Annotated in this window: 22 protein-coding genes; 9 read left to right on the forward strand and 13 right to left on the reverse strand. The window is 73.8% G+C overall.

What is annotated here, in order from left to right; genetic code table 11:
* Positions 1-39: 39 nt before the first annotated feature.
* From Cba03nite_RS28275 to Cba03nite_RS28290, 4 genes are all read right to left on the reverse strand, one after another.
* Positions 40-813: an SDR family NAD(P)-dependent oxidoreductase gene (locus Cba03nite_RS28275; protein ID WP_203752469.1), complete on the reverse strand. Its 774-nt coding sequence runs from the start codon at positions 811-813 to the stop codon at positions 40-42.
* A 38-nt stretch (positions 814-851) separates the two neighbouring features.
* Positions 852-1,610 carry an SDR family oxidoreductase gene (locus Cba03nite_RS28280; RefSeq protein ID WP_203752472.1) on the reverse strand — a complete coding sequence of 253 codons (759 nt, stop codon included), beginning with the start codon at positions 1,608-1,610 and terminating at the stop codon, positions 852-854.
* On the reverse strand, positions 1,603-5,901 hold the full coding sequence (locus Cba03nite_RS28285) for a non-ribosomal peptide synthetase (RefSeq protein ID WP_203752475.1): 4,299 nt from the start codon (positions 5,899-5,901) through the stop codon (positions 1,603-1,605). The genes Cba03nite_RS28280 and Cba03nite_RS28285 overlap by 8 nt, the downstream gene beginning before the upstream one ends.
* A 65-nt stretch (positions 5,902-5,966) precedes the next feature.
* Positions 5,967-6,776, reverse strand: coding sequence for a 2OG-Fe(II)-dependent halogenase WelO5 family protein (locus Cba03nite_RS28290; protein ID WP_203752478.1), 810 nt, complete (start codon positions 6,774-6,776; stop codon positions 5,967-5,969).
* A 183-nt stretch (positions 6,777-6,959) separates the two neighbouring features.
* Between Cba03nite_RS28290 and Cba03nite_RS28295 the strand changes: the two genes are divergently transcribed.
* On the forward strand, positions 6,960-8,096 hold the full coding sequence (locus Cba03nite_RS28295) for a GNAT family N-acetyltransferase (protein WP_203752481.1): 1,137 nt from the start codon (positions 6,960-6,962) through the stop codon (positions 8,094-8,096).
* A complete protein-coding gene (locus tag Cba03nite_RS28300; RefSeq protein ID WP_203752485.1) occupies positions 8,093-9,328 on the forward strand; it encodes an MFS transporter in 1,236 nt (411 codons plus the stop codon). The genes Cba03nite_RS28295 and Cba03nite_RS28300 overlap by 4 nt, the downstream gene beginning before the upstream one ends.
* Before the next feature lie 51 nt (positions 9,329-9,379).
* Here Cba03nite_RS28300 and Cba03nite_RS28305 read toward each other — a convergent pair whose 3' ends face one another.
* Entirely contained in the window at positions 9,380-9,943 is a 564-nt protein-coding gene (locus Cba03nite_RS28305; protein WP_203752488.1) for a hypothetical protein, read from the reverse strand.
* 118 nt (positions 9,944-10,061) lie between these two features.
* Here Cba03nite_RS28305 and Cba03nite_RS28310 point away from each other — a divergent pair, with 118 nt between their 5' ends.
* The 5 genes from Cba03nite_RS28310 (at position 10,062) to Cba03nite_RS28330 (ending at position 17,047) form a co-directional block, all read left to right on the forward strand.
* The gene (locus Cba03nite_RS28310) at positions 10,062-11,042 is read left to right on the forward strand and encodes a DUF2804 domain-containing protein (protein WP_203752492.1); all 981 of its coding nucleotides are present in this window, start codon (positions 10,062-10,064) and stop codon (positions 11,040-11,042) included.
* 88 nt (positions 11,043-11,130) lie between these two features.
* Entirely contained in the window at positions 11,131-11,886 is a 756-nt protein-coding gene (locus Cba03nite_RS28315; RefSeq protein WP_203752495.1) for a MerR family transcriptional regulator, read from the forward strand.
* Complete coding sequence (locus Cba03nite_RS28320; protein WP_203752497.1) at positions 11,883-12,734, forward strand: hypothetical protein; 852 nt, start codon at positions 11,883-11,885, stop codon at positions 12,732-12,734. The genes Cba03nite_RS28315 and Cba03nite_RS28320 overlap by 4 nt, the downstream gene beginning before the upstream one ends.
* Before the next feature lie 78 nt (positions 12,735-12,812).
* The gene (locus Cba03nite_RS28325; RefSeq protein ID WP_203752499.1) at positions 12,813-15,629 is read left to right on the forward strand and encodes an AfsR/SARP family transcriptional regulator; all 2,817 of its coding nucleotides are present in this window, start codon (positions 12,813-12,815) and stop codon (positions 15,627-15,629) included.
* 65 nt (positions 15,630-15,694) lie between these two features.
* Positions 15,695-17,047: an MFS transporter gene (locus Cba03nite_RS28330; protein WP_203752501.1), complete on the forward strand. Its 1,353-nt coding sequence runs from the start codon at positions 15,695-15,697 to the stop codon at positions 17,045-17,047.
* Between the two features lie 12 nt (positions 17,048-17,059).
* Here the strand turns inward: Cba03nite_RS28330 and Cba03nite_RS28335 are convergent, their stop codons facing one another.
* From Cba03nite_RS28335 to Cba03nite_RS28350, 4 genes are all read right to left on the reverse strand, one after another.
* Positions 17,060-17,467: a DUF6069 family protein gene (locus Cba03nite_RS28335; RefSeq protein ID WP_203752503.1), complete on the reverse strand. Its 408-nt coding sequence runs from the start codon at positions 17,465-17,467 to the stop codon at positions 17,060-17,062.
* A gap of 174 nt (positions 17,468-17,641) precedes the next feature.
* The gene (locus tag Cba03nite_RS28340) at positions 17,642-18,469 is read right to left on the reverse strand and encodes a HEAT repeat domain-containing protein (protein WP_203752505.1); all 828 of its coding nucleotides are present in this window, start codon (positions 18,467-18,469) and stop codon (positions 17,642-17,644) included.
* A gap of 79 nt (positions 18,470-18,548) precedes the next feature.
* Positions 18,549-18,953 (reverse strand): superoxide dismutase, Ni, encoded by a 405-nt coding sequence (gene sodN, locus Cba03nite_RS28345; protein WP_203752507.1) that lies wholly within the window; start codon positions 18,951-18,953, stop codon positions 18,549-18,551.
* Complete coding sequence (locus Cba03nite_RS28350; RefSeq protein WP_203752509.1) at positions 18,953-19,462, reverse strand: flavin reductase family protein; 510 nt, start codon at positions 19,460-19,462, stop codon at positions 18,953-18,955. Before Cba03nite_RS28350 ends, sodN begins: the two co-directional genes overlap by 1 nt.
* 191 nt (positions 19,463-19,653) lie before the next feature.
* Between Cba03nite_RS28350 and Cba03nite_RS28355 the strand changes: the two genes are divergently transcribed.
* Positions 19,654-19,920 carry a DUF3040 domain-containing protein gene (locus tag Cba03nite_RS28355; RefSeq protein WP_203752512.1) on the forward strand — a complete coding sequence of 89 codons (267 nt, stop codon included), beginning with the start codon at positions 19,654-19,656 and terminating at the stop codon, positions 19,918-19,920.
* Between the two features lie 66 nt (positions 19,921-19,986).
* Here Cba03nite_RS28355 and Cba03nite_RS28360 read toward each other — a convergent pair whose 3' ends face one another.
* The 4 genes from Cba03nite_RS28360 to Cba03nite_RS28375 all read right to left on the reverse strand — a co-directional run bounded on the left by Cba03nite_RS28360 (position 19,987) and on the right by Cba03nite_RS28375 (position 26,020).
* Complete coding sequence (locus tag Cba03nite_RS28360) at positions 19,987-22,710, reverse strand: S8/S53 family peptidase (RefSeq protein ID WP_203752514.1); 2,724 nt, start codon at positions 22,708-22,710, stop codon at positions 19,987-19,989.
* A gap of 95 nt (positions 22,711-22,805) precedes the next feature.
* The gene (locus tag Cba03nite_RS28365) at positions 22,806-24,146 is read right to left on the reverse strand and encodes a YibE/F family protein (protein WP_239126067.1); all 1,341 of its coding nucleotides are present in this window, start codon (positions 24,144-24,146) and stop codon (positions 22,806-22,808) included.
* Positions 24,147-24,320: 174 nt separating this feature from the next.
* Entirely contained in the window at positions 24,321-25,583 is a 1,263-nt protein-coding gene (locus tag Cba03nite_RS28370) for a sensor domain-containing phosphodiesterase (protein ID WP_203752517.1), read from the reverse strand.
* A 104-nt stretch (positions 25,584-25,687) separates the two neighbouring features.
* Positions 25,688-26,020, reverse strand: a complete 333-nt coding sequence (locus Cba03nite_RS28375) for an STAS domain-containing protein (protein ID WP_203752520.1) — start codon at positions 26,018-26,020, stop codon at positions 25,688-25,690.
* A 372-nt stretch (positions 26,021-26,392) separates the two neighbouring features.
* On the opposite strand from Cba03nite_RS28375, the gene Cba03nite_RS28380 reads away from it, so the two are divergent.
* Positions 26,393-26,614: a hypothetical protein gene (locus Cba03nite_RS28380; protein ID WP_203752523.1), complete on the forward strand. Its 222-nt coding sequence runs from the start codon at positions 26,393-26,395 to the stop codon at positions 26,612-26,614.
* Positions 26,615-26,619 lie beyond the last annotated feature (5 nt).

The raw sequence follows: 26,619 nt of genomic DNA on the forward strand, positions 1-26,619 counted from the left end.
ATGGGAACCCTCCTCGAAGAAGCGCGCTGCGGCGGCAGGTCAGGTGGCCGAGAAGCCGCCGTCGACGAAGATCGTCTGGCCGGTCACGTACGCCGCGCTCTCACCGGCCAGAAACACCGCGACCCCGGCGAAGTCGGCCAGCTCGCCGTTGCGGCCGGCCATGGTGCGCCGCGCCATCGCGCCGGTGCGGACGGGGTCGCGGAAGACGGCCTCGGTCAGCGGTGTGTGCACGAACCCCGGGGCGATGGCGTTCACGCACACCCCGCGCGACGACCACGCCTCGGCCTGCGAGCGGGTCAGCCCGGCCAGGGCGGCCTTGGACACGCCGTACGCGCCGCTGTTGCCGAAGGCGCGGATCGCCTGCTGCGACGCGATGTGGATGATCCGGCCCCAGCCCCGTTCGGCCATCTTCGGGCCGAACCGCTGGCCCAGCACGAACGGCGCGTCGAGGTTCAGGGCCAGGGTGAGGTCCCAGTCGCGCTCGGCCAGCTCGTCCAGCGGCGGGCGCAGGTTGATCCCGGCGGAGTTCACCAGGATGTCGGGCACGCCGTGCCGGGCCAGCACCTCGTCGGCCAGCCGGTGCACCCCGGCACGGTCGCCGAGGTCCGCGCTGAGCCAGGCGGCGCTGCCGCCCTCGGCCCGCAGCGCCTCGGCGGCCTCGCGCAGGGCCTGCTCCCGGCGGGCGACGAGCAGCACGTCGGCCCCGGCCCGGCACAGGGCCTCGGCGATCGACCAGCCGATGCCCGAGCTGCCCCCGGTGACCACCGCCTGGCGGCCCTTCAGCGAGAACAGGCTGCTGAAGTAATCCTGCACGGTTCACTCCTTCTCGGGTCGCCGCGTGGCCGCGGCGCTCATGCTCGCTGCCGGGTGGGGCGCAGCCGGATGTCGTCGAGGTGCACGTGCCGGGGCCGGTCGATGACGAACCCGACGGTCTCGGCGACGTCGTCGGGGGTCAGCAGCGGCCCGCACTCCTCGGCGATCCGGTCGAACCACGCCATGTCGTACCCGGCCGCCTCCTGGAAACCGGAGCGGACGAAACCGGGCTCGATCAGGGTGACCCGGACGTTGAGCGCGCAGACCTCCTGGCGCAGCGCCTCGACCAGCGAGTGCAGCGCGAACTTGGTCGAGCCGTAGACGGGGTTGGCCGCCGAGACCTGGCGGCCCACCGTCGATCCGATGACGACGATGTCGCGCGCCTGGCCGCCGCCGTCGGCCGCGGCCTGCCGGGTGAACTCCGCCCCGCCGGCCCGCAGCTGGTGCAGCACGGCGAGATAGTTGGCCTCGACCAGCTCCCGCCACCGGGCGGGATCGGAGCCCAGCACGGTGCCGGGCAGGCCTTTGCCCGCCGACAGCACGAACACCGTCGCCGGTCCCCACGTCCGCTCCGCGGTGGCGAGCAGACCTTCGGCGTACCCCGGTTCGGTCATGTCCCCGGGCGCGGTGACGATCTCGCCGGGCGCCGCGGCGAGCTCGTCGGCGAGCCTGCCCAGCTGATCGGCGTTGCGGCCGGCGGCCACCACGCGGGCACCGGCGCGGGCGAGGTGCCCGGCGACCGCGCGGCCGATGCCGGAGGACGCCCCGGTGACGATGGCGATGCGTCCGTCAGCCATGTGCCGCTCCTGTCCGTGCGGGCGGGACCAGCTCGCCCTGCCGTTGCAGTCCGTCGAGGTGCCTGACCAGCCAGTCGCGGGTCAGCACGGGGAACTCCACGCCCAGCGCGGCGAGCGTGCGCCGGGTGCGGGAGTGGTCGTACCGGACGTTGCGCTCGGGACGGCCGGCCCAGAAGTGTGCGAGCAGCACCGCGGGGTCACCGCCGGACAGGTGCGGCTCGAACAGGTCGGCGAACCCGGGCGCGTCGTCCTCGTCCAGCTCGCAGCCCAGGTCCCGCAGGGCCGCGAACACGTCGGTGTAGCGGACGTGGTGGGCCGTGTCGACGTGGAAGGTGCCGCCGGGGATCCGGGCGCAGCGCGAGATCTCCAGGATGCCCGCGGCGACGACGTCCACCGGGCTCAGCGCCAGCGTCTGCGGCCCGAGGCGGGGCACCCGACCGAGGCGTACGCAGGCGCGCAGCAGCTGCACCAGCCGGCTGTCGCCGCCGTTGCGCTGGAAGCGGCCGGTGACCGAGTGCCCGGTGACGTTGCCCGTCCGGTACACGAACCCGGCGCCGCCCTGCGCGGCGAAGTCCCGGACGACCCGTTCGGCGTCGTACTTGCTGCGCTCGTACTCGTTGAGGAAGCGCTGGCCGATGTCGAGGCTGTCCTCGCAGAACCCGGCCGGGTCGCCGTCGGGTCCGCTGCCGCACACCGCGAGGGTCGACACGTGGTGCAGGTCCTTCGGGCGGCCGGTGGCCGCGAGGCGGACCAGCGCGCGGACCGAGCCGACGTTGTGCGCGGCGAAGGTGTCGCGCTCGCCGAACAGCCGGGTGTCGGCGGCCAGGTGGTAGATCGCCTCGACGTCGCGGCTCAGCCGGGCGTGCTCGGCCGGGGCGAGCCCGAGATCGGGTTCGGACAGGTCCGCGGCCAGCACCTCGATACGGCCGGCATACCGGTCGAGCCCTTCCCCGGGGATGTGCCAGGCGTACGCGTCGCGCAGGCGCTGCAGCGGGGTCGTGCCCGCCTTCTCGCGCACCAGGCAGGTGATCCGGGCTTCGGTCCGGGTGAGCAGCAGGTGCAGCAGGTGCGCGCCGATGAAGCCGGTCGCGCCGGTCAGCAGGACGCGGCGGTATGCGCGGACCGTCGCGGCGGGCGGCTCGCCGAGCAGCGCGGACGGCACCTGGACCAGCAGGCCCGTGCTGGATCCCCGCTCGGTCACCAGCGGCGCCGCGCTGTCGGGCAGGCCGCACGCGTCCAGCAGGCAGGCCCGCATCGCACGGGCGAGCGCCCGCATCCGCTCGGGGTCGTGCCTGCGGGCACTGAACGACAGGTCGACGACCAGCCGTCCGTCGCTGATCCGGGCGGTGACCTTCAGGCCGTGGACCCGGTCGTTGCCGGGGCCGCGCACCGGTCCCACGGCGTGGCGGGACACCACCGGCCGCAGGTCGTCGGTGTGCGGAAGCGGCAGCGAGCCGAGGTGGTTGAAGCACACGTCGGTGCGGCGGGGCAGGCCGTGCAGGCCGTAGGCGACGCCGAGCCGGGGCACGCCGTCCAGCGCCGCGGCCGCCGACTTGGTGGTGGCGGCCAGGTCGCCCGCGGTGACGGCAAGCCGGACCGGGAAGGTGGAGGTGAACCAGCCCACCGTCCGGGCGATGTCGATCGTCTCGTCGAGCGCCGCCCGGCCGTGGCTCTCGACGTCCAGCACGACCTCGTCGGTGCCGTGCAGGTCGGCCAGGGCGTGGGCCAGTGCGCCGAGCAGCATCACGTGTGGCGCCGCACCGCCCGCCCAGTTCGCGGCCGTGCCGGTCATCGCGTCGGTCTCGGCCGGGCTCAGCGCGAACCACACCGCCTGCGCGTCCTGTTCGAGGTTGTCGCCGTCGGCGGCGGTGGCCGGGTATGCGGGGAGCCGGTCCAGGCCGTCCCAGTACGCCAGGTCCGGGCGCAGCCGGTCGGCGTTGTCGCGCAGGTGGGTGGCCCATGCCCCGAACCCGGGCGCGCTCTGCCGCAGGCGGGGCTCACCGCCGCGTGAGCGCTCGTCGTAGCAGCGGCTGAGGTCGTCGACGAGGATGCGCCAGGAGACGGCGTCGACGGACAGGTGATGGCAGAGCAGCAGCAGGTGCGCCTGGGTGTCGCTGCGGAACAGGTGCGCCTTGAAGACGGTGCCGTCCGCGATGCTGAGCTCGGCCTGCCGGTCCCCCGCGATCTGCTCGATGTGCCCGGCCGCGGCCTCCTCCCCGGCGGGCAGCGCGGTGCTGGTGAACACGTCCTGTGGTGGGCGCACCTCGCGGCGGCGGGCCCGGCCGCCGGGGCCGTGCGGGCGGAACGCGGTGCGCAGCATGGGATGCATGGTCAGCACGTCCCGCACGGCGGCGGCCAGCTCGGGCACGCGCACCCCGGCGTCGATGTCCAGCAGCAGCGCCTGATTCCACCGGTCCGGCTGGGCGAAGTCCTGGGCGAAGAACCAGGACTGGGCCGGGGACAGGGCGGTGCCGTCGTCCGCCGCGGGCGGCCGGGCCGGGCCGGGCGCGTCGCGGTGCGCCGCCGCGCGCAGCCGGGCGGCGAGCGCCGCCGGGGTCGGCGCGGCCAGGAACGCCGCGGCCGAGACGTGGTAGCCCAGGGCCTGCAGGTTGCCGATCACCGTGATGGCGTCGATGGAGTTGCCGCCGGCGGCGGTGAAGTCGTCGTCCGCGCCGAACGCCTGGTGGCCCAGCGCCCGCTGCCAGGCGGCGCGGACGTCGGCGAGGACCGGGTCGGCCGGTGGCGCGGCGGGCGGGGCGGCGCCGCGCGCGAGCCGTGTCTCGATCAGTTCGCGCAGGGTGCCGTGGTCGGTCTTGCCGTTGTCGTTGCGGGGAAAGGCGTCGAAGAACTCGATCCGGTCGGGGACCAGGTACGGCGGCAGCACCTGGCGCAGCTGCCGGTGCACGTCGGGCCGGGGGCCGTGGCGGCGGCTGTCCGTGACGACGGCGGCGACCAGGGCCGGGCGGCGGTCGGCGCGGTGCACGACGACCGCGTCGGCGACGGCGGGCAGGCGGCGCAGCCCGTTCTCGACGTGGCCCAGCTCGACCCGGTACCCCTTGATCTTGACCTGCCGGTCGCCGCGGCCGAGGAACTCCAGCACGCCGTCGGCGCTGATCCGTACCCGGTCACCGGTGCGGTAGGCGCGGCCGGCCCCGGGGTGGGCCTGTTCGAGGTCGCGGGTGAAGGCGGCGGCGGTCGCGGCGTCGTCACCGCGGTACCCGAGGGCGACCGAGGGCCCCGCCACGTACAGCTCCCCGGTGGCGTCGCGCTCCCGGAAGCGCCCGTCGGCGGTCCGCACGAACAGCCGGTTGGCGCCCAGCGGCCGGCCGATCGGCACGGACGCCGCGTCGCCGAGGCCGTCGACGTGCGCCGGGCTGTCGAGCACGTGGCAGGCGACGCCCACGGTCGTCTCCGTGGGACCGTAGTGGTTGACCAGTGTCCGGGCCGTGCCGGAGGCGAGCACGCGCCGGGCGAGCGGCAGGCTGAGCAGTTCACCGCCGAGGACGAGCATGCGCAGGGCGGGTCCGGCCTGCGCATCGTCGTCGAATCCCGGCAGCACGGCGGCCCAGTGCGACGGCGTCGTCTTCAGCACGTCGATACGTTCTGCGCGCAGGTAGCGGCGCAGCGCCTGGGGGTCGCGGCGGGTCGCGTCGTCGACCAGGTGCAGCGTGCCGCCGGTCCACAGGGCCAGGAACACGCAGGTGTTGCCGAGGTCCGCGGCGAGCGTGGTGACGTGGGCGTAGGCGAGCGGCTCGGTGATGGCGAGCCGGTCGAGCAGCGACTCGGTGTAGTGGCGGATGTTGGCGTGGGAGACCACCACGCCCTTGGGGACGCCGGTGGACCCGGACGTGTAGAGCACGTACGCCGGGTCGTGCTCGCCGGCTGTAGCCTCTGGCGCCGGGCCGGTCTGCGGGTGCGGTCCGGTCTGCGGCTGGGCCACGGGCAGGCCGAGACCGGTGAACTCACCGGCGTGGCAGGGTGCGGCCAGCACGACGTCGGGATCGGCCGCGGCGAGCCGGGCCGCGCTCTCGCCGACCGGCTCGGTCGGGTCGACGACGGTGTACGCGGCGCCGGCCCGGAGCGCGGCGAGCATGGCCACGACGGCGTCCGGGGTCCGGTCGAGGTAGACGCCCACGAGCCGGCCCGGCCCGATGCCGTGCTCGTGCAGCAGCCGGGCGGTGCCGGTGACGCGGTCGTCGAGTTCTCGGTAGGTGACCCGCCCCGGTCCGGCGACCACGGCGGTGCGGTCCGGGTGGGCGTGTGCGTGCGCGCGAAGCAGCCCCGTGAGCATGCGGCATTCCTCTGCGTGTCGACTCGCGAAGTACCGGTCCGGCGGCCGAGCCGCCGGTGGCTGGTTCAGCTCCAGAACACGAGCGGTTCCGCCGGGCCCTTCGACGCGATGAACGCGGCCGCGCCGACGCGGTGGGTGCCCTGTCCGGGGGTCACCGCGTGCAGCATGCGAGGGCTGAAGATGATGAGGTCGCCGGCCTCCGGGTGGATCACGTGGACCGGTTCCTCCACGGACTTCGGGTCCAGTCCCTCCACATCGAGGATGATCTCGGTCTCCGCGGCGGTGGGCTCCCGCAGCCACAGGTGCAGGTCGCCGCCCCGCTCGGGGACCTGGAGGTAGATGTTGGCGACCAGCTGGTTCAGGACGCCCTCGATCTCGGGGGCGTCGGTCTCCTGGTCGATGGCGTCGTTGTGCGGGTAGAACTCCGACGTCGACGGCTGGAAGACCCGGAAGGCGCCGACGAAGCAGGCCCGCCCCCGCAGCCGCAGCAGGTTGGCTCCCGCGGGCCACAGCTCCTGCAGGTCCAGGCGCACCTTGTCCACGGGCGCCAGGTAGGGGTGGAACATCGAGCGGACGTCGGCGATGGCGGGCAGCGCGGCGTCGTGGTACTTCGCGGTCAGCTCCGGGTCCCACTTGGTGTCGATGTGCGGCATGTACACGCGGCCGACGCTGCTCGTGTACTGCTTGTGGTAGTGCCCGAGCGCGGGGTGGTCGATCGCCTTCTGCGCCACCTCGGCGGCGATGGCGACCGGGTAGTAGCCCTTGACGTGGATGGCGCCGATCTCCCGGCCCGCCAGCGCCAGCAGCGTCTCGGTCGTCAGTTCGGTGGCGATGACGTTCGTCGCTGTCCTGACGATGGTCTCGGTGGCAGACATGGCACTCATCCCCCGTCGCATGTGGAGTCCCGGCCGCACCGTTGCGGCGAGTCGGCAGTCGATCGGCCCTCGATGGAACGCCGTGGTTCGGTATATCATCAAGCGTGGACATACTAAGCCCAGCCGTCAGCACCCTGTCAATGACTTGAATTCACCGATGCGTTCAGAACCGGAGTGTGGCCAGTGCAGACCCGAGCGGAGACCGTCCTGCTGCCCGACGGCGTGCGGATGGTCCACCACGCAGCCGACCTGCCCCGCGCCGCCTGGGACGCGCTGACCGGACCCGCCGACTTCTGGCTCACCTGCCGCTGGCTCGACGTCGTCGAGGCCACCGCGGGCGTCCCGATGGCCTACCTGTGGACCGAACGCGCAGGCAGGCCGGTCGCCTGCCTGGCCACCGCGACCGCGACCGCCGCCGTGCCGTGGGCGCTGGGCCGGCCGGACGTCCTGCTGCGGCTGGCCGCGAAGTCCCGGCTGCCCGGGGCCGCCGAGTTCCTGGCGGAGCTGCCGGGCGAGCCGACCGAGCAGCTCATGCCCACCCTGCTGGCCGGTGGGCGGCACACCGGCAGCACCCGGATGCTGTGCGGGCCGGACGCCACCCCGGCCGACGTCACGGCGCTGGCCGCCGCCGCCGAGGAACTCGGCCGCCAGGCACAGGCCGCGACCGTCTGCTACCTCTACCTCGACGAGCACGACCGCGGCCTGGCCGACGTGCTCGCCCGGCGCGGCTATCGGCACTTCACCACCGGGGAGTACTGCTCACTGCAGGTGCCGCCCGGCGGCTTCGACGGCTACCTGGCCGCGCTGCCCCGCAAACGCCGCCAGGCCGTCACCGCCGACCGCCGGCGCATCCAGGCCGCCGGCGTCACGGTCACCGCCGAGGCCCTCGGCCAGTCCGACCTCGACCGGTTCGCCGAGCTGGAATCCGGGCTGCTGGCCAAGTACGGCATCGACCTGCGCCCGCCGCAGCTGCTGCCGCTGCTCCGGCAGCTGCGCGACGGCTTCGGCGGCGACGCGTTCGCGATGGTGGCCCGCGCCGAGGGAGAGGTCCGCGGCTTCGCCCTGATCCTGCGCCACCACGACACCTGGTACGCCCGGCAGACCGGCTACGACTACGCCTACCAGCAGCGCACCGGCGCCCCGCTGTACTTCGAGCTGCTCTACTACCGCCTCGTCGAGGAGGCGGCCGCCGCCGGGGTGCGCGCCATCCACTACGGACTGGGCAGCGCCGACACCAAACGATCGCGCGGCTGCACGTCCAGCGAACAGCGCTGCCACCTGCTGTTCCTCTCCGGCCGGCGGGAAGGAGCACCGGCATGACCCTGCTCGACACCGCCAAGGCCGCCGAACGCGCCCCGGTGCTCCCCCGCGGGCCGGGCGTCGCGCTGTACGGCGCGGCCGGCTTCACCAACGCCCTCGGCATGGGCTTCTTCTACCCGTTCAGTCTGCTGTTCTACACCGAGCTGTCGGGCGTGCCGCTGCGCACGGTCGGCCTCGTGCTGACCGTCACCGCGCTCGCGGTGCTGCCGGGCCTGTTCGCCGTCGGCCGCCTCGTGGACCGCGTCGGGCCACGGCCGGTCCTCGTCGCGTCGTCGGTGCTGCGCGGCCTGTGCTTCATCGGATTCATCGCCCTGCCGGGCGTGGTGCCGCTGGCGGTCTTCAGCCTCCTGCTCGCGCTGGGCAACCGGGCCGACAACGCCGCCGCCCCGCTGCTCGCGCTGCGCCTGGCCCCGCCAGGGCAGTCCAGCCGGTGGCTCGCCCTGTCGCGGGTGGTGTTCAACGCGGGCATGGGCCTCGGCGCGCTCATCGCGGGCGTGTTCATCGTGGACACCACGTCGGGCTTCGTGGCCCTCGGCGCGGTGTACGCGGCGGGCATGGCCCTGACCGCCGGGCTCTACTTCAGCACCCGGGCCGTCACCCCGCCCGGACCGGCGCCGGCCGGACCCACCCGCAGCCGGCCCGCCCCGCCGTGGGGCGACGTCGCGTTCATCCGCGTCGCGACCGCCAACGCGGTGCTGCTGACGGCCGCGCTCGCCGTGGAGACCGGGATGCCGGTGTTCGTGCTGCACGAGCTGGCCATGCCGTCCTGGACGGTCGGTCTGCTGTTCGCCGTCAACACCGCCCTGCTGGCGCTGCTCCAGCTGCCGGTCAGCCGGGTGCTGGACCGGTTCCGGCCCGCGGTCGTGCTCGCCCTCGGCGGGATGTCGTACGCGGCACTGTACGCGGCGCTGCTGCTCGCCGGCGGGGCCGGTCCGCAGGTGCAGGTCGCCCTGCTGGTCGGCGGCATCGCCGTCTACACGCTGGGCGAGCTGGCCGTCTCGCAGGCCGCCCTGGTCATGCTGACCGGCCTGCCCCCGGACCGGCAGAAGGGCTCCTACCTGGCCTTCAACCAGTTCTTCGTGGGCGGTGCCACGGCGCTGTCGCCGCTGCTGGCCACCTCCCTGCTCACCGGGATGCCCACCGCGCTGTGGTGGGCGCTGGCCGGGCTCAGCACGGTGTCGGCCGCGGTGCTGCTGCCTGGCCGCCTGCGCGGCTGGCGAGCGGCGGCGTAGAAGTCTCCGGCCCGGGAGGCGCGGGCGATCCACACCTTTGCGACGGCGCCCTCAGGCGAGGTCTGCCCGCTGCTCGGCGGCCGGGGCCGGCTGTTCACGGGCGAACCCGTGCCAGTACGCGGCCTGGGCGGAGGTCTGGCGCAGGACGGCGTCCGGACGGGGCGCCTCGTCGCCCACCGGCCAGAACTGCATGAGGTACCGATCGCGGGCGGGCTGGTCGTAGCTGGTCCGTTCCGCCTCGCGGCAGCGGGCCATGTCGGTGGCGCAGTAGCGCACCCGGTAGGCGGCGTGCCCGCCGAGGTCGAGTTCCCAGTCGTCGTCGCCGCCCCAGGACTGCAGCCACACACCGTCGCCGGTGGGAACGAACGGCGCCTCGACGACCTCCTCCCATCCGGGTTCCGCCGGGGCGGGTTCGGCTTCGAGCAGCTCGATTCTGAGCCATACGTGGCCGGTATGGGTTGCGGTGATCAGGAACAGCCCTCCCGCCACGGCGGCGCCGCACAGCCCGTTCTCCTGGCCGGCGAACGCCGCGGGCAGGTCGAGGAAGTCATCGTCGCTGTTCACGTAGAACTGGCCGTAGCTCACCGGCATCAGCGCATCGAAGATGATCCGCACGGTGCCCATGCTAGGTGCCCGCCGCGGCTGATGTGATCCGGTCCGCTCGCCGAGCCGGGCCGCTCCGCCCACGGATCGGATGATCCACAGGACGCGCGGGAGCGGCTAGCCTTCCGGCGTGACGCACGAGCGAGAGATCACCGAACCGGTCGACCTGTGCCTGCCCGGCGGCAGCCTGAACCCGGGCGCGGTCGGCTGGAGCAGGCGGCCGCTGCACCGCGGCAACCTGCGCGGCTGGGGACGCGCCAAACGCTGGGAGTACTGGGGCGTGGTCACCCCCGGCCACATCGTCGGGCTCGTCGCGTCGTCGCTGGACTACGCCGGGGTGCACGGGGTGTACGTGCTCGACCGGGCCACCGGCCGCGAGCTGAACACCGACGCGGTCGTGCCGTTCGCGCGCGGCACCGTGTTCGCCGACCGCAGCGGGCAGGGGCGTACGTCGGTGCGCGGCGGCGGGCTCCAGATCGACATCGAGGAGGGCCCGCACGGCAGCTCCGTCCGGGCCACCGCGCCAGGCGTGGCGGTGGACCTGACCATGCCGCTGCCCGACGGGCACGAGTCGCTGAGTGTGGTCATCCCGTGGAGTTCGCGCCGGTTCCAGTACACGGTCAAGGATGTCGGCCGCCCCGTGCACGGCACGCTGACCGTCGAGGGCCGGACGGTGGCGGTGGCCGCCGCGGACTCGTTCGCGGTGCTCGACCACGGCCGGGGCAAGTGGCCGTACCGGATCCGCTGGAACTGGGCGGCGGGCAGCGGGCCCGGGCGGGCGATCCAGCTCGGCGGGCGGTGGACGGACGGCACGGGGCTCACCGAGAACGCGCTGTTCGTGGACGGGCGGCTGCACAAGATCGGCGACGAGCTGAGGTGGAGCTACGACCGTACGGACTGGCTGCGCCCGTGGCGGATCACCGGAACGCGGGTGGACGCCCACTTCCACCCGTTCCACGAGAAGGTGTCCCGGACCGAGCTGGGCGTGATCGCCAACGAGACGCACCAGTGCTTCGGCCACTTCACCGGCTGGGCCACGACCGACGGCGGCGAGCGCGTCGACCTGGACGGCCTCACCGGCTGGGCGGAGGAGGCCCGCAACCGCTGGTGACCGCGCCCGCCCTGCCGTCGCGTGGACGCCCCCCGGCCTGGTGCGGCGAACTTGACCTTGACGTAGCGTCAACGTTTTTAATGTGGTCATGCGTATCGGCGAGCTGGCGGCGCTGGTCGGGGTGACCACCCGTACCGTGCGCCACTACCACCACCTGGGACTGCTGCCCGAGCCCGGCCGGACCCCCGGCGGCTACCGGGAGTACCGGCTGCGCGACGCCGTCCTGCTCGCGCGGGTGCGCCGCCTGGCCGAGCTGGGCCTGTCCCTTGACGAGATCCGCGACGTGCTCGCCGACGACCAGGGCCGCGAGCTGCGCGAGGTGCTCACCGAGCTGGACGCCGACCTGGCCCGCCAGCAGGAGGCGATCGCCGCCCGCCGGGCCCGGCTCGCCGCGCTGCTGGCCGGCGCGGAGCTGAACCCCGACGCGACCGTCGCGCCCGACCTGGCCGACGCGCTGCGCGACCTGCACCCGGCCGGTTCCGCGTTCGCCGCGCTCGACCGCGAGATGATCTCGCTGATCGACACCGGGGCCGACCCGGCCGCCCGTGACCACGTGCTGGCCCTGTTCCAGCCGCTGACCACGCCCGAGGCGCGGGAGCGGGGTCACGCGCTGACCGCGCGGATGGACGCGATCGCCGGGGCCGACCCGGCCGACCCGCGGGTGGCGGTGCTCGCCGCCGACCTGGCCGCGCACCTGCCCGCGGAGATGGCCGCGGCGATGCTGGCCAGCCTCGACGACGCCGAGACCGGCCGCTGGCTGGACCTGATGTCCGACGAGCTCACCCCCGCGCAGGCCGAGGTGCTGCGCCTGATGATCACCACCCTGAAGGAGCCGAAGACATGATGAAGACCGCCCGCGCCGTGCTGTTCGCCGTGATCCCGGCGGAGGTCGTGTTCGCCGTGCTGCTGGTGTCCGGCGTCGCGCTCCCCCGGCCCGTGCTCGCCGCCGCCGAGCTGCTGGTCCTGGCGGTACTGGTCTTCGAGGCGGCGGTGCTGTGGCGGGTCTGGCGCGGGCTGCGCCGGCAGGGCCTGGGCGGCAGGGCGGCGCTGCGGGGAGCGTACGAGGAGCTGGTGCCCCTGCCGGTGCGCCGGGTCATGGGCTTCGACGCCAAGGGCCTGGTCAGCCTCGGGTTGTGGGTCACCGGACGCCGGCACGGGGTGCCCGCCGGGGCGGCGGCGTTCTCGTACGCCAGGGAGCAGGTGCCGCTGATGGCCGGGTTCCTGTTCGCGTGCGTGCTGGAGCTGGTCGCGGTCGAGATCCTGCTGCGCTCCCTGGACGCCCCGGTGGGGCTGCGCGCGGTGCTCCTGGCGGTCGACGCGTACGGCATCCTGATCGCGCTGGCGGTCATCGCCTGCTACGTCACCCGGCCGCACGTCGTGGACGCCGCCGAGCTGCGGGTCCGGCACGGTGCCTTCTTCGACCTGCGCATCCCCCGCGAGCTGATCACGGGTGTGCAGCACAGGCGCAGCTACACCGAGACCGGCATGCTCAAGGTCGAGGACGAGCGGCTGGCGCTGTCCGTGAACAGCCAGACCAACGTGATCGTCGAGCTGGCCGAACCGATCGAGGCGATCCGCCCGCTGGGCCGCCGGGAGCGGGTGCGCGTGGTGCGCTTCTTCGCCGACGATCCGGCGGGCGCGTACGCGGCGCTCTGCACCGGCCCGGTCCCCGCGGCGGCGCCCGCTCGCTGACCACCGACTGGTTTGACGGAACTGTCGGGATTCCTACGTGTTCACCTGACCGGCGGCGGCCGCGCCTAGGGTGGCCGCGTGGACGTGCGCGTACTGGGACCGGTGACGGTGCACGCCGGCGGGAACGCGATCGACCTGGGCCCCCGCAAGCGGCGCTACCTGCTGGCGCTGCTCGCGCTGGAGGTCAACCACGTGGTGCCGGTGGACCGGCTGGTCGATCTCATGTGGCCGGACGGCCCGCCCCGCACCGCCGTGCACGCCGTACGCGTCGCGGCGTCCACGCTGCGGCTGGCGCTGCGCGAGGTCGCCGCCGTCGAGGCGGCGGGCGGCGGCTACGTGCTGCGCGCCGATCCGCTCACGGTGGACGCGCACCGCTTCCGGCAGCTCGTGACCCGGGCGCGGGCCGAGGCCGACGACCGGGTCCGGCTGGCGCTGCTGGACGAGGCGCTGGCGCTGTGGCGCGGACCGGCCCTGGCCGGCGTGGTGCCCGGCACGGTCCGGCAGCGGCTGTGCCACGGCCTGGAGGAGTCCCGGCTCGCCGCGGCCGAGGACCGGCTGGACACGCTGCTGCGGCTGGGCCACCACGATGAGCTGGTGGCGGAGCTGACCGCCCAGGTGGCCGCGCACCCGCTGCGGGAACGGCTCGCGGGGCAGCTGATGACGGCCCTCTACCGGTGCGGGCGGATCACCGACGCGCTCGACGCGTACGCCCGCACCCGTGCCCGGCTGGCCGCGGAACTCGGCCTCGACCCCGGCCCTGAGCTGGCTGTGCTGCACCGGCGCATCCTGTCCCGCGATCCCGGCCTGGAGGTGCGCGCCGAACGCCCCGCGCTGCCGGCTCCTCCCCCGCCGTCCGTGGTGCCCGCCCTGCTGCCGCGCGCGGTGAGCGGGTTCGTCGGGCGGGAGGCCGATCTCGCCCGGCTCGATCAGCTGCTCGACCCGCCGGACGGCGCACCGGCGGCCACCGTCGCGGTGATCGGCGGGGCCGCGGGTGTGGGGAAGACCTCGCTCGCGCTGCACTGGGCGCACCGGACGGCGCACCGCTTCCCCGACGGGCAGCTGCACGCCGACCTGCGTGGTTTCGGCGCCGACGGGCCGCTGCCCGTCCAGGACGTGGTCCGGTCCTTTCTCGAGGCGCTCGGCACCCCCGCCCAGCGGCTGCCCGAGGGCGCGGCGGCGCAGGCCGGGCTGCTGCGCAGCCTGCTCGCCGGGCGGCGCGTGCTGCTGGTGCTCGACAACGCGGCCGACGAGGAGCAGGTGCGCCCGCTGCTGCCGGGCACACCGGGCTGCCTGGCCGTGGTCACCAGCCGCCACCAGCTGCCGGGGCTCGTCGTGGAGGGCGCCCAACCGGTCACTTTGGACCTGCTCACCGAGGCCGAGTCCCGGCGCCTGCTGGCCCGGCGGCTGGGCGCCGAACGGGTGGCGGCACAGCCCGCGGCGGTGTCGGCGCTGGTCGCGGCGTGCGCCCGGCTGCCGCTGGCGCTGGCCGTGGTGGCGGCGCGGGCCGCGAGCAACCCGCGGCTCAGCCTGTCCGCGCTCGCCGGTGAGCTGATCCGGGTCCTGCCCCCGGAGCGCGGCGGGCTGGACGCGTTCGGCCTGGGCGCGGCACCGGCCGACGTACGGGCCGTGTTCTCGTGGTCCTATCAGGCGGTCAGCGCGCCCGCGCAGCGCCTGTTCCGGCTGCTCGGCGTCCATCCCGGGCCGGTGGCCGGGGATGCCGCGGCGGCGAGCGCCGCCGGGCTGACCGTCGTGCAGGCCCGGCGGCTGCTGCGCGAGCTGACCGCCGCACACCTGCTGACCGAGGCGGCACCCGGCCGGTACACCAGCCACGACCTGCTGCGGACGTACGCGGCAGAGCTGGCGCTGGACGATCCGGAGCGGGACGCGGCCCGGCGGCGGATGCTCGACCACTACCTGCACAGCGCCGCGGCGGCGGCCGGGCTGCTGGACACGTTCCGTGATCCGGTGCCGCTGGACGCGCCCGCGGCGGGCGTGCACCCGGAGCGGCCCGCGGACGCCGACGCGGCGCTGGCCTGGTGCACCGCGGAGTATCCGGTGCTGCTGGCCGCCGTGCAGGCCGCCGCCCGCACCGGCGCGGACGCGCACGCGTGGCGGCTGGCGTGCACGCTGAGCGAGGTGTTCGAGCGGCTCGGGCGCTGGGACGACTGGCAGGTCACCCACGAGGCGGGCCTGGCCGCGGCGCGGCGGCTGGGCGCACCCGCCGCGCAGGGGCACTGCCTGGTCGGGCTCGGCCGGGCGGCGATGTGGCTGCGCTCGTGGGACCTGGCGCACGACCGGTTCGCGCGGGCGCTCGCGCTGTTCGAAGGGCTCGGCGACCGGGACGGCCTGGCCCGTACCCATCACAATCTCGGCTATCTGCACGAGCAGCAGGGCGGTGACCTGCGCCTGGCGCTGCACCACAGCGAGCGGGCGCGTGAGCTGTTCCGCGGCGGCGACGTGGCGGGCCTGGCCCGGGCGCTGAACGCGGTGGGCTGGTACCAGACGCTGCTGGGCAGGCACCGGGCGGCGATCGCACACTGCGAGGAGGCGATCGCGCTGCTGCGCGGGCTGGGCGACCGGCGCTCGGAGGCGCTGACCTGGGACAGCATCGCGTGCGCGTACCAGGGGCTGGGCGAGCACCGGCGGGCGATCGAGTGCTGCCATCGGGCGCTGGAGCTGCTCGGCCCGCTGCACGACGCGTTCCACGAGGCCGACATCAGCGAGCACCTGGGCGACTCGTACCTGGCCGTGGGCGATCCCGACGCGGCGGACGCCGCCTGGCGGCGGGCACTGGACAACCTGGTCGCGCTCAACCACGCCCGCGCCGGGGAGCTGCGGGTCAAGCTGGCCCGGCGCAGCGCACCGGCGCTGGCCGGGCCCGGATCGAGGCGGTGAGCGGTCCCCTTGCCGGGTGTCTAAATGGGGCGACAACCGTCGTACCATCCTTGGAGAATCCCCGGGTGACGCTCTCCGCCCTCCTCAGCCGCGCCCGTCCCCCGTCGCCGCTGGCCGGCCGCCTCTCCACGCAGTCGCTGCTCTTCGCGCTGGGCCAGGGCACGTTCATGACCGGATCGGCGGTGTTCTTCACCAAGATCGTCGGTCTGACGGCCGCCCAGGTCGGTCTCGGCCTGACCTTCGCGGGCATCGCGGCCTTCCTCGCCGCCGTGCCGATGGGCAGGCTGGTCGACCGCTACGGGCCGAAGAGGATGTGGGCGGTCAGCGCCGCAGGGCAGGCGGCGATGTTCGCCGTGTGGCCGTTCATCACCGACTTCAAGGGCTACGTCGCCATGGCCGTCGCCATGGAGGTGATCGGGGCGCTGGGCGGCGCCGCGTTCGGGGCGTACACGATCGACGTGCTGCCCGCGGACGAGCGGGTGCAGTCACGCGCCTACATGTACTCCGCCCTCAACCTCGGCTTCACCCTCGGCTCGGTGATGGGCGGCATCGCGCTCGCGTTCCACTCCAACGAGGTGCTGCACGCGCTGCCCTGGTTCACCGCCGCGGCCTTCCTGGTCAACGCGGCCGCCGTCACCCGGCTGCCACCGGCCTCGCACGACGAGCGCAGCCCCGAGGAGCGCAAGGTGCGCGTGCCGGGGCCGGGTCCGCTGCGCAACCCCGGCTGGCTGCTCACCGAATTCTTCCTCGGCGTGTTCTGGACCAACCAGGTGCTGCTGAACGTCGTCATCCCGCTCTGGCTGGTCGAGCAGACCGACGCGCCGCGGGTGGTGCTGGCCTTCCTGTTCGCGACCAACACCGTGATGTGCATCTTCCTGCCGATGGTCACCTCCCGGGGCGTCAGGGACCTGTCGACCGCACTCAGGGCGATCCGGCTGTGCTCGACCTTCTTCGTGCTCTCCTGCCTGATCACGCTCGCGACGCACGACACGGTCGGCTGGGTGACGATCGCGCTGGTCTGGCTGGGCCACGTCACGGTGACCGGGGCCGAGCTCTACCTGTCGGCGGCGAGCTGGTCCTTCGAAGCCGAGCTGATGGACCCGCGCCAGCGCGGCGCCTACCAGGGCGCGGGCGAGCTGACCGGCACCCTGGGCAAGGTCTGGGCACCAGCGGTGTACACCTTCCTCGCGTTGAGCTGGGGTGCCGCCGGCTGGCTGGTCATCGCCGGCATCATCCTGGTGGCCACCGTCGCCATCCATCCGTCGACCCGGCTGGCCCGGCGCTTCCTCGAGCGGCACGTCCCCGCGGACGTGCTTGCCGACGCCCGCGCCTCCGGCTCCGATGCCGAAGACGCGGGCGGTGCGCCGTCAACCGGCCGGGCCGACGTGTCGCTGCCCGAGTCGGTCGCCGGCCGCTAGCCATGCCGCGGATCAGGCGGGCAGGCGGCGCGCGACCGCCGGGATCACGATCGCGGCGGCGACCAGGTGGGTGAGCATCAGCAGCGCCTTCGTGGCCGCCCCGGCGTCCGCGATCACGTCCGGGACCAGTGACAGCACGGTCAGCACCACCGTCGTCCGGACGAAGACACGCCGCGGGTGCCGCGCCCACCGGAACAGCACCGCGGCGAGGATCAGCCCCACCAGCGAGAACAGCGCGGTCAGTACGCCGAACCCCAGGACGGGGATGGGCTGGCCACTCACGTCGAGGCTGATCCCGGCGGCGTTCCCCGCGGCGGCGACGGCGACCGTGGCGGCGCTGGCGACCACGATGGCGACGGCGCCCGTCGCGAGCAGCCGGCCGAGGCTCATGGTCGTGGTGGTGGTGTCAGTGGTGGTCATGGTGTCCTCCGGTGATTCGGCGGCCGGCTCGTCGCCGGCCTCTCACCAGAGGTCGAACGGCACACGCCTGAATCGACACCGTGCTCGAAGAAATCTCGCCGGCGCAGGTGGGCGGCGGGCACGGCTCGGCGCCACCTGCCGCCGTGCACACCGGCCGCCGCGCACGAGGCGGGATCAGGCGTCCTCCGGCTGATCGCCCGCCTCGGACCGGCCGGCGATCGCGGCCTGGATGCGGCGCTGGGTGCGCAGGGCCTTCTTCGCCGCGACGCTGACCCAGCCGTCGAACACCGTACGGCCCTTGTCCTGCGCCATCATGCGCTCCAGCGTCGGCACCACCTGCTCGTCACCGGTCGAGCCGAGCGCGATCGCCGCCCAGTACCGCAGGTCGGGATCATCGTCGTCGGCCACCGCGAGCAGCCTCGGGATGATCTCCGGCGTGAACTTCGCCAGCGCGCTAGCGACGTAGCCGATCCGGGTGTAGCCGCGGTGTTCGAACGCCTCCCACAGTGCGGTGAGCGCTTCGTCGCCGCCGATGGAGGCCAGGGCGTCGGCCGCGCGCTCGCGCAGCCATTCGGGCTCGGACCACAGCAACGGCGCGAGGGCGGGCACCGCCGACTCGTCGCCGATCCGGCCGAGGGCGCGTACGGCCTGCTCCTGGCCCATCCAGTCGCCGCGCTCCAGCAGCGTCAGCAGCCCGGGCACCGCGGCGGGCAGCCGCAGCTCGGCGCAGCCCATCGCCGCCCAGGCCTGGCAGTTGTAGCGGGTGTCGGCGAGTGCGGCGAGCAGCGGCTCGGCCAGCGACGCGTCGACGAAGACTCCGGCCTGGTTCATCGCCCGGCTGTACAGCGAGCGGTGGTAGTCCCGGTAGTCGCGGGTGAGCAGGTGCAGCGCCGCCAGCGCGGATTCGTCGCCGCCCGCCCTCGCGCGGTCGAGGAGCCGGTAGAGGTGCTCCTCGCGCGTGTCGAGGTCGCCGTCCTTCAGAGCGCGCTGATCCTGGTTCACCGGGCAACGGTAGTCCCCGGGCCAAGCGCCTACGAGGTCGGGCAGCCCGGCGACGGGCTGCCCGACGGCCAGGAGAGGGTCAGTTCTGCTTGGTCTCCCAGAAGATCTTCGCGATCTCGTCGATCTTCACCAGCAGCTGCTCGGCGACGGCCGGGTCGGCCTGGCCCTTGGCGCCGCCCGCGCCGGCGAGCTTGGTGGCCTCGTTGAACAGCTGGTGCAGGTTCGGGTACTTCTCGAAGTGCGGGGCCTTGAAGTAGTCGGTCCACAGCACCCACAGGTGGTGCTTGACCAGCTCGGCCCGCTGCTCCTTGATGACCAGCGCCCGGGTCCGGAACTCCGGGTCGGTGTTGGCCTGGTACTTCTCGCAGATCGCCTTGATCGACTCGGCCTCGATCCGGGCCTGCGCCGGGTCGTAGACGCCACACGGCAGATCGCAGTGAGCACTGGCGACGACGCGCGGTCGGATCAGGTGGGACAGTCGCATCAGCTTGCCTCCGGTGACAACGGTGAGGTGTGGAACTGCCTGGCGTGGTAGATCAGCTGCCCGTCCTCGGGGCCGTGGTGGACGTCGAGGACACCGGCGACGACGACGGTGGCGTCACCGATCGGGACCTGTCGCAGCGGCTGGACCCGGAGCGCGGCCAGTGCGCCGGGCAGGAACGGCTCGCCGGTCGGCAGCGTGCTCCAGCCCTGGTCGAGGGTGAACCGCGGTCCGCCCGGACGGGAGAAGCCCCGGGCCACCTCAAGGTGCGCCGACCCCAGCAGGTTGACCACCAGGGTCGGCATCGTCAGCAGGTGCCGCGCCGACCGCGTGCCCATGACGGAGAACGACAACGCGGGCGGGGTCAGCGACACCGACGCGACGCTGGAGGCGGTCAGCCCAACCGGCCCCTGGGGCCCGGCCGCGCAGATGACGGCCACCCCCGTCGGGTAGCGGCCGAACGCCTCCCGGAACCGCACGCCCAACGGCTCCAGGGCAGCTCTGTGATCCACATCCGTGACGCTAGAACCTCAACCGCACTTGATGTCAACGCCGCGTGATCCCCGCCGCACGAAGAACGTGGTGACGTGCGGATCGGCTGCTCGTTGCCCCTACGAAGCCTTCGCCGGCGACCCGCGAACCGCCCACCGGAGGTATGCGAGCGCCCGCGGCGGGTAAGTGGCAGCTACAGGAGGTGGGGCAGATGTCGCTGCGCCCGGATGAGCAGGAGCTTCTGGCAGGCCTGGCCGAGTACACCCGTGCCAGCGATCCGGCCTTCGTGGCGGGGCTGAGCAACGGGGTCGCGCTCGCGCCGGTGGAGTACCGCAGGCGCCATCTGGCCCGCTTCGGCGCGGCCCTGGCCGCCGCCGGGGCGGCACTGGCGCTGACGGTCCTGGCGATCGGCGGGATCGCGCATGCGCCAGCCAGCATGTTCAGAGAGACGACCACCAGCATCACCGTCCGGCGTTAGCGGCCGGGAGCGGTCATCCGGTCCCGGACGGGCGGAAGCGCCGTCCGGGACCGTTGCCCTCCGCCGTCAACAGAGGATGTTGACGGTGACGTAGATCGAGTCCTGGCGGGTGTTGCCCGCGCTGTCGGTGGCCACGAACGTCAGCGTATGGCCATAGACCTCGCAGCCGCCGCGCAGGCGGACCGTCGGGGTGAGCCCGGTGGCCAGCGGGACGCCGTTGTCGTACCAGGTGGTGGTCAGCGGGAAGCCCTCCGGATCGGTCGCCGTCGCCTGCAGGGTGAGCTGGTGGTACGGGCCGCTCGCGTCGCTGCCGTTGACCCAGAGCACGGCTCCGTTGGCGGGGCTGGTGATGTGCACGACCGGCGGCTGGTTCGGCGGGTCCACGGCGAGCGTGATGACCACGGTGTCCTCGGCGCACACGTTGAAGCTGTCGCAGCCGCGCAGCCGTACCGTGTGGGTGCCGATGCCGCCGCCGGTCACGACGGTCGGGTTGTGCCCCGTGGCGAACGGGACGGTCGCGTTGTCCAGGAACCAGCTGAGTCGGCTGTCCGGCAGCGTCCCGGCATCGTCGCTGCTGATGGCATGGAACGGGATCGGGTCGGACACGCCGTAGGCGGGTGAGGCCGCGGTCGGGTTGGTGATCGTGACGACCGGGGTGTGGTTGACCACGGACACCGAGACCGTGTCGGTCGCGGTCACGCCGTTGGGGAAGGTCGCCCGAGCGGTGATGACATGGTTGCCCGGGGGCGGGGTGGCCCAGATCGGGTTGCCGGTGCCGAGCAGCGTGTTGTTGGCCAGCCGCCAGGTGACGGTGGGGGTGCCGTTGCCGTCGGCGAACACCGTGGCGCGGAACTGGCTCGGGCTGACCGCCGAGAGCACCCAGCCGTCCACCGGCGTGGTGATCATGAGGCTGGCCGGCAGCGCGTCCCGGACGGCGTCGAACGCGTTGATGACCTTCTTCTTGATCTTGCCGTCGGGGCTGAGCCGCCGGTTGCGCATGAGGATGTCCTCGACGGCGTCCTCGCTCAGGTCCGGCCGGGCCGCCCAGATCAGCGCGGCCACACCGACCGCGTACGGGCTCGCCACGCTGGTCCCGGCGGCGGCGAACGCCTTGTTGGGCGCCGACTGCTGCGGATTGGCCCCGACCAGCAGCTCGAACGGCGCGTAGATGTCGACGTGCTCGGAGCCGTAGTTGGACTGGCCGTGCCGGTTGAGGCTGTTGCGGGCCAGGCCGCCGACGCAGATCACGCCGGTGTTCTCGCACGGCGAGTAGAAGTACTTCTCCCAGCAGGTGAGGAAGCACGTGGTGCCGTCGACGTTCGCGCCGTCGTTGCCGGCCGACGCGAAGATCAGGATGTCGTTGGTGGCCCGCAGCAGCGCGGTCAGGCCGTCCAGCGGGAGCAGCGTCCAGGCCAGCGCCCAGTGGGCTCGCTTGCCCATACTCATGTTGATCAGGTTGCTGCCGTCGGCGACCGCCGCGGACAGCGCCGCCATGATGAGGAACATGTCGTCGCCGGTGTAGACCAGCGTCAGGTCGGCGACGGGACCGGCGGGACCGGCCGCGCCCTTGAAGTTGCCGGGGACGGCGGCCAGCGCGCTGGCCACGATCGTGCCGTGCCACGGCGACGCCGACGAGCCGGGATCACCCGCGCCCTTGAACGGCACCGCGCTCCACATGTCGGTGCTCGCGGGCAGGTCGCCGTTGACGGTCGGGCTGAAGCCCGCGTCCAGCACCGCGACCCGGACCTTGTTGTCGAGCCTGCCGACCGAGTCCAGCAGCGTCCACGCCTCGGTCACGCCGATGTCCTGCACGCTGCCCGCGTCCAGGTACGACCAGCCGTAGGGATCCCGCTGGTAGGCCGCGGCCGGGTTGTCGTTGAAGCCGTTCGGGCCGAAGCCCGCCTCGGCCAGGGTCCGGCCGGCGTAGTCGGCCGGCTCGTCGAGCCAGTTCACGCCCACGGTCAGCGGGTTGCCGTCGGTGGCGGCCTCCTGAGCGGCGAGGGCCAGCAGGCGCAGGCCCGCGTCACTGGACACGGCCAGCGAGTCGGCCTTCCACTGCTCCCTGTTCAGCTCGGCGAGGTGGTCGCCGAGCTTGGCCGGATCGCCCAGCCCGGTGTCGACCCGGACCAGGTACTGCGGGACGGCGTCCTTGGCATGCGGGACGAAGCTGTGCACCACGGCGCCGTTCCACCGCTTGGTGAACTCGTCCAGCCTGCCCTTGTCGGCGGTGGAGACCATCACCTCGTCCTCGACGAACGAGCTGCGGGTGCCGGAGCTGTCGAGCAGGCCCGCGACGGGGCGGACCGTGCCGCGCTCGAAGCCGGGCAGCGAGCGTACGGCCGGGATCGCCTGCTCGGGGTCCACGAAGACGGCGACCGGGCCCGCGCAGCCCTCCTCGTCAGGCAGGCCGCTCAGTGCCTGGCCGCGCAGCCGATGGCCGCCGCGGGCGAGCCGGGCGGCGTCCTCGGCGCGCAGCTTGACGCGCCCGACGTCGCCGCTGAACCCGGCCAGGGTCTCGGCCGCCTCGCAGGCGCCGGCCGCCTCGGCCTTGGCCAGCAGCTCGTCCAGCGCCTTGACGTCGGCGCCCACCGCGGCGGCGGACTTGGCCAGGTCGGCGCGCAGGGCACGGACCCCCTCGCCGATCCCGGCCGCCTCGGCCTGCCGGATCGGCACGGTGGCGGCGGCGGGCGCGGGGGCCAGGGTCATGGCCATCAGGGACGTGACGGCCGCGGCGACGAGACGGGTGTGCGGCGACCACCGTCCCCGCCGCGGCGCGGGTGAGTTGTACATGGATCTCCTCGGACCTTCGGCGCGGGAGGGTTCCCGCCGCGCCGATGGTCACCGGAGCGGTTCACAGTCCGATCACAGCGCTCTTCGTGCGCAGGTCAGCGCGGCAGCGGCGACGGCCGGTGCGCCGCCGGCGCCTCCTCGGCGGGCAGGCCCCACGCCTGCTCCAGCGTGTCGGGGCGGCGGGTCCGGCGGCGGCGCGACAGCGGCGAGCCCTCTCCCCCGTGGTTGACGAGCGCGGCCAGCGCGGTGGTGATCGGCACGGCGGCGATCAGGCCGATGGTGCCGACGATCGAGCGCACGATCTCCTGCGCCAGGAACTCCGTCGTCAGCATCTCCCCCAGCGGCGCGCCCCCCGCGGTGAGCAGCAGCAGGGTGGGCAGCGACGCGCCCGCGTACGCCAGCACGATGGTGTTGATCACCGAGGTGATGTGCGCCCGGCCCACCCGGGACGCGGCCCGGTACAGGCCGAGGAAGCCCAGCCGCGGGTTGGCGTGGGCGAGTTCGGTGACCGTGTACGCCTGGGTGATGGTGACGTCGTCTAGCACGCCGAGCGCGCCGATGAGGATGCCCGCCAGCAGCAGGCCGGGCATGTTGATGTCGGCGTTGACGAACGTGACGTACACCGACTCCTCGCTGGCCATGCCGGTCAGGTGCAGCAGCGACACGGACAGCGCCGACAGCAGGCCGGTCAGCGCCAGCGCGGTGAGGGTGCCCAGCACGGCCATCGAGGTCGGCGCGTTGATCCCGTGGGTCAGGTAGAGCACCACCAGCATGATCGCCGCCGAGCCCACGATCGCGACCAGCAGCGGCGAGCTGCCCTCCAGGATCGCCGGCACGACGAACATCAGCAGCACGGCGAACGTGAACGCGAGCCCCACCAGCGCGGTCACCCCGCGCCAGCGCCCGAACGCCACCACCGCCCCGACGAACGCGAGCACCAGCATCCACAGCCCGTCGGCCCGGTCGTGGTCGGTGATGTCGTAGCGCAGGCTGCCGTCCTCGAAGTCCTCGGTCTGCATCACGATCACGTTGTCGCCGGGCGCGACGTCGGGCGCGCCGGGACCGGACGGGACGGCGGTGCTGACGACCTTGCCCGCCTCGGCGCCGGTGGTGAGCTTGACGGTCACCTCGCCGCAGCGGGGCGCCTCCTGCTGGCCGGGGATCTGCACGGGCTCCTCGCCCGTGTCGGCGCAGTCGACGATGCGCACCGTCTGCACGACCCCGTCGGCCTGCGCGGGGCCGGTCCACGGCTCGGCCTTGATCGGCCCCGGCCACAGCAGCACCAGCCCGGCCAGGGTCAGCAGCGCGGCCGGGATCAGCGCCATGAGGGTGAGCCGGGTGGCCCGCCGGGACGCCGGGGCCGCGGGGCCGCCGTGCGAGTGCCCGTGGCCGGGGTGGTGGTCCTCGGCGCTGTCCAGGTCGTGGGCAGGGTTCACCCGGTACTCCTCGGCGGTGGTCCAGGGGCGACCGCGCGAACGGGGGCGCGCGTCGCCGACGGCGGCGTCCGCCCAGTTAACCACGCGGCTGGACCTGGGAGCACCGCTGACCGGACGTGCCTCGCGAACCGTCTCGTACCGGCCGGAAAGCCCCCGTCAACGGGTGGGCCCCGCTCACCAGAAGGTCTCGGGCTCCGTCGGCAGCAGCCGCCGCAGCAGCGGCTGGGCCGCCGCCGTCACCAGCCGGCGATCGTAGGTCAGCACGTAGTCGAAGGCGCGGCTGTCCTCGTCGTCATCGTCACGGCCCTGGTCGTAGGCGAACAGGCCGGCCGCGAAGTGCGCGCCCAGCACGACCACGATCCACTCGCGGGTCATCGGGTCGGCCGAGTCCAGCGGTCCGCCCCGGATGCCGACCACCGGCTCGGCGGTGAGGCCCGCGGCGTACACGGCCGTCAGCACGCCGCGGCCGGCCAGCTCGGTGTAGCGGGTGCGGACCGCGTCGTCGAAGTGGCGCGCCTGCTGGAACGCCGCCAGCAGCACCGCGGGCTCGGTCAGGTCCAGGCACTTGTTCTCCAGGTGCCGGCTCAGGCAGCGCAGCACCTCCTTCGTGGTGCGGGCCGTCGGCCGGTGCCGGGACGCGATCTCGTACGGCGTACCCTCCGGCAGCTCCGGTGCGGGCACCCGGGGCAGCACGAACTCGGCCGCCGCGATGTCGTGCGGCAGCGGCTCGGGGCGGCCGAACAGCCAGCCCTGCCCGAGCGTGGCCCCCATCGCGCGGGCGACCGCCAGGTGCCGCGGCGACTCGATGCCCTCGGCGAGCACGGCCGCGCCGGTGCGCTCGGCCTCGGCCAGCACGGCGTTGACCACGGCCGACGCCGCCGGCGTGATCGGCCCCTGCACCACCCCGCGGTCGATCTTGATCACGTCCGGGCTGATCAGCGGCATCATGGCCAGGCTGGTGGTGGTGGCACCGACATCGTCCAGGGCGATGCGCATCCCGGCCTCGCGCAGCCGCAGCACCGCCGCGAGCAGGCCGCCGGGATCGCTGCCCAGCTTCCGCTCGGTGATCTCGACGACGACCTGGAGCTGGTCGGAGGCGGCCCGGAAGGTGTCGATGAGCTGCGCCGGCGGCGGGGTGCGGAACGTGGCCGGCTCGGCGTTGAGGAACAGCGGCACCGTGGTGGGCAGTCCCGCCATCAGCGCGGCCCGGCAGGACGCGGCCCGGCAGATCCAGTCCAGCTCGGCCAGCCGACCAGCGCGGGCACCCTCGCGGAACAGCTTGTCCGGGGTGGCGAACGCGCTGCCGCTCGGGCCGCGGATCAGCGCCTCGTAGCCGACGGTGCCGCCGCTGTCCAGCGACACGATCGGCTGGAACACCGGATAGAGCGAGCCGCGCGACATGAGCGCGTCGAACTCGGCGTCGGGTGCACGGCCCACGCGATAACCCCCCGGACCGGTCCGCTCCTGCGCGGCAGTTGATCGTCACTGCACAGCGTAGAGGCGATCCGGCGGCGGCAAGGCCGTTTTGCGAGGTATGCCGGTCAGTCGTGGCCCGGCACGCCCAGCGCGGTGCCGGTGCCGGTGACGTCGATGATCCGGCGTACCGGTTCGGGAACGTTGCGCAGGCACAGCGACGCCTGCCGGGTGCGCGCGTGGGCGGCGACGTCGAGCAGCACGGCCAGGCCCCGGGCGTCGATGAAGGTGACCCGGGCCAGGTCCAGGCACAGCGGGCGGTCCGTGCTGGAGTCGATGGCGGCCCGCAGGTCGGCCCGCACCTGTTCGGCGTTGCCGAGGTGCAGCTCACCCGCGACGTGGATCAGCGCGCCGCCGTCGCCGGCGGCCACCGACACCACGGACTCCGCGTGCGACGCCATCACACCTCAGTCTGGCATCATCACCGCCCGGACCCTGTCCATCGGCAGTCGCGAACGTCGTGGCCGAACAGGGCCGATGTTCCGGCGACACAGCCAGCGGGTTGATCCGAACGGCCCGCATCCTTCCGGCACCCCCAGGCGCTCCGTGATCGAAGCTCCGTTCCTGCGGCCGGAGCAGCAGGAACGGAGCTTCGCAGGACAGGACGCGACGGTCAGCCCTTGCCCTCCCGGGGGCGGGCGAGGTCACTGCCGCCGATCTCCCGGCCCGCGGCGACGAGCAGGGTCACCGCTGCACGCCGATTGCACGCGGATGTGCAGCCGCGGCCCGCACGCTCTCAGCACACCTGACGGCACGTTCGACCAAGGAGAACCATGCAGTCCTCGATCCTGCGGCGCGCGCTGACCGGCGTCGCGCTGTCCGCGGCCCTGTCCGCACCCGCCGCCCTGGCCGGGGCGGCGCCCGCCCTCGTGATGGCGGAGAGCCAGGAGACGGAGGGGCCGAAGCCCCCGCCGATCAAGGGCTTCGCCGCCGGAGACAGCACGGGTGACGACGACACCGCCGACGCCGACCGGCGGATCATCGTCTACAACTGACCGTT

The sequence above is a fragment of the Catellatospora bangladeshensis genome, assembly GCF_016862575.1.
In the GTDB taxonomy this organism is placed as follows: domain Bacteria; phylum Actinomycetota; class Actinomycetes; order Mycobacteriales; family Micromonosporaceae; genus Catellatospora; species Catellatospora bangladeshensis.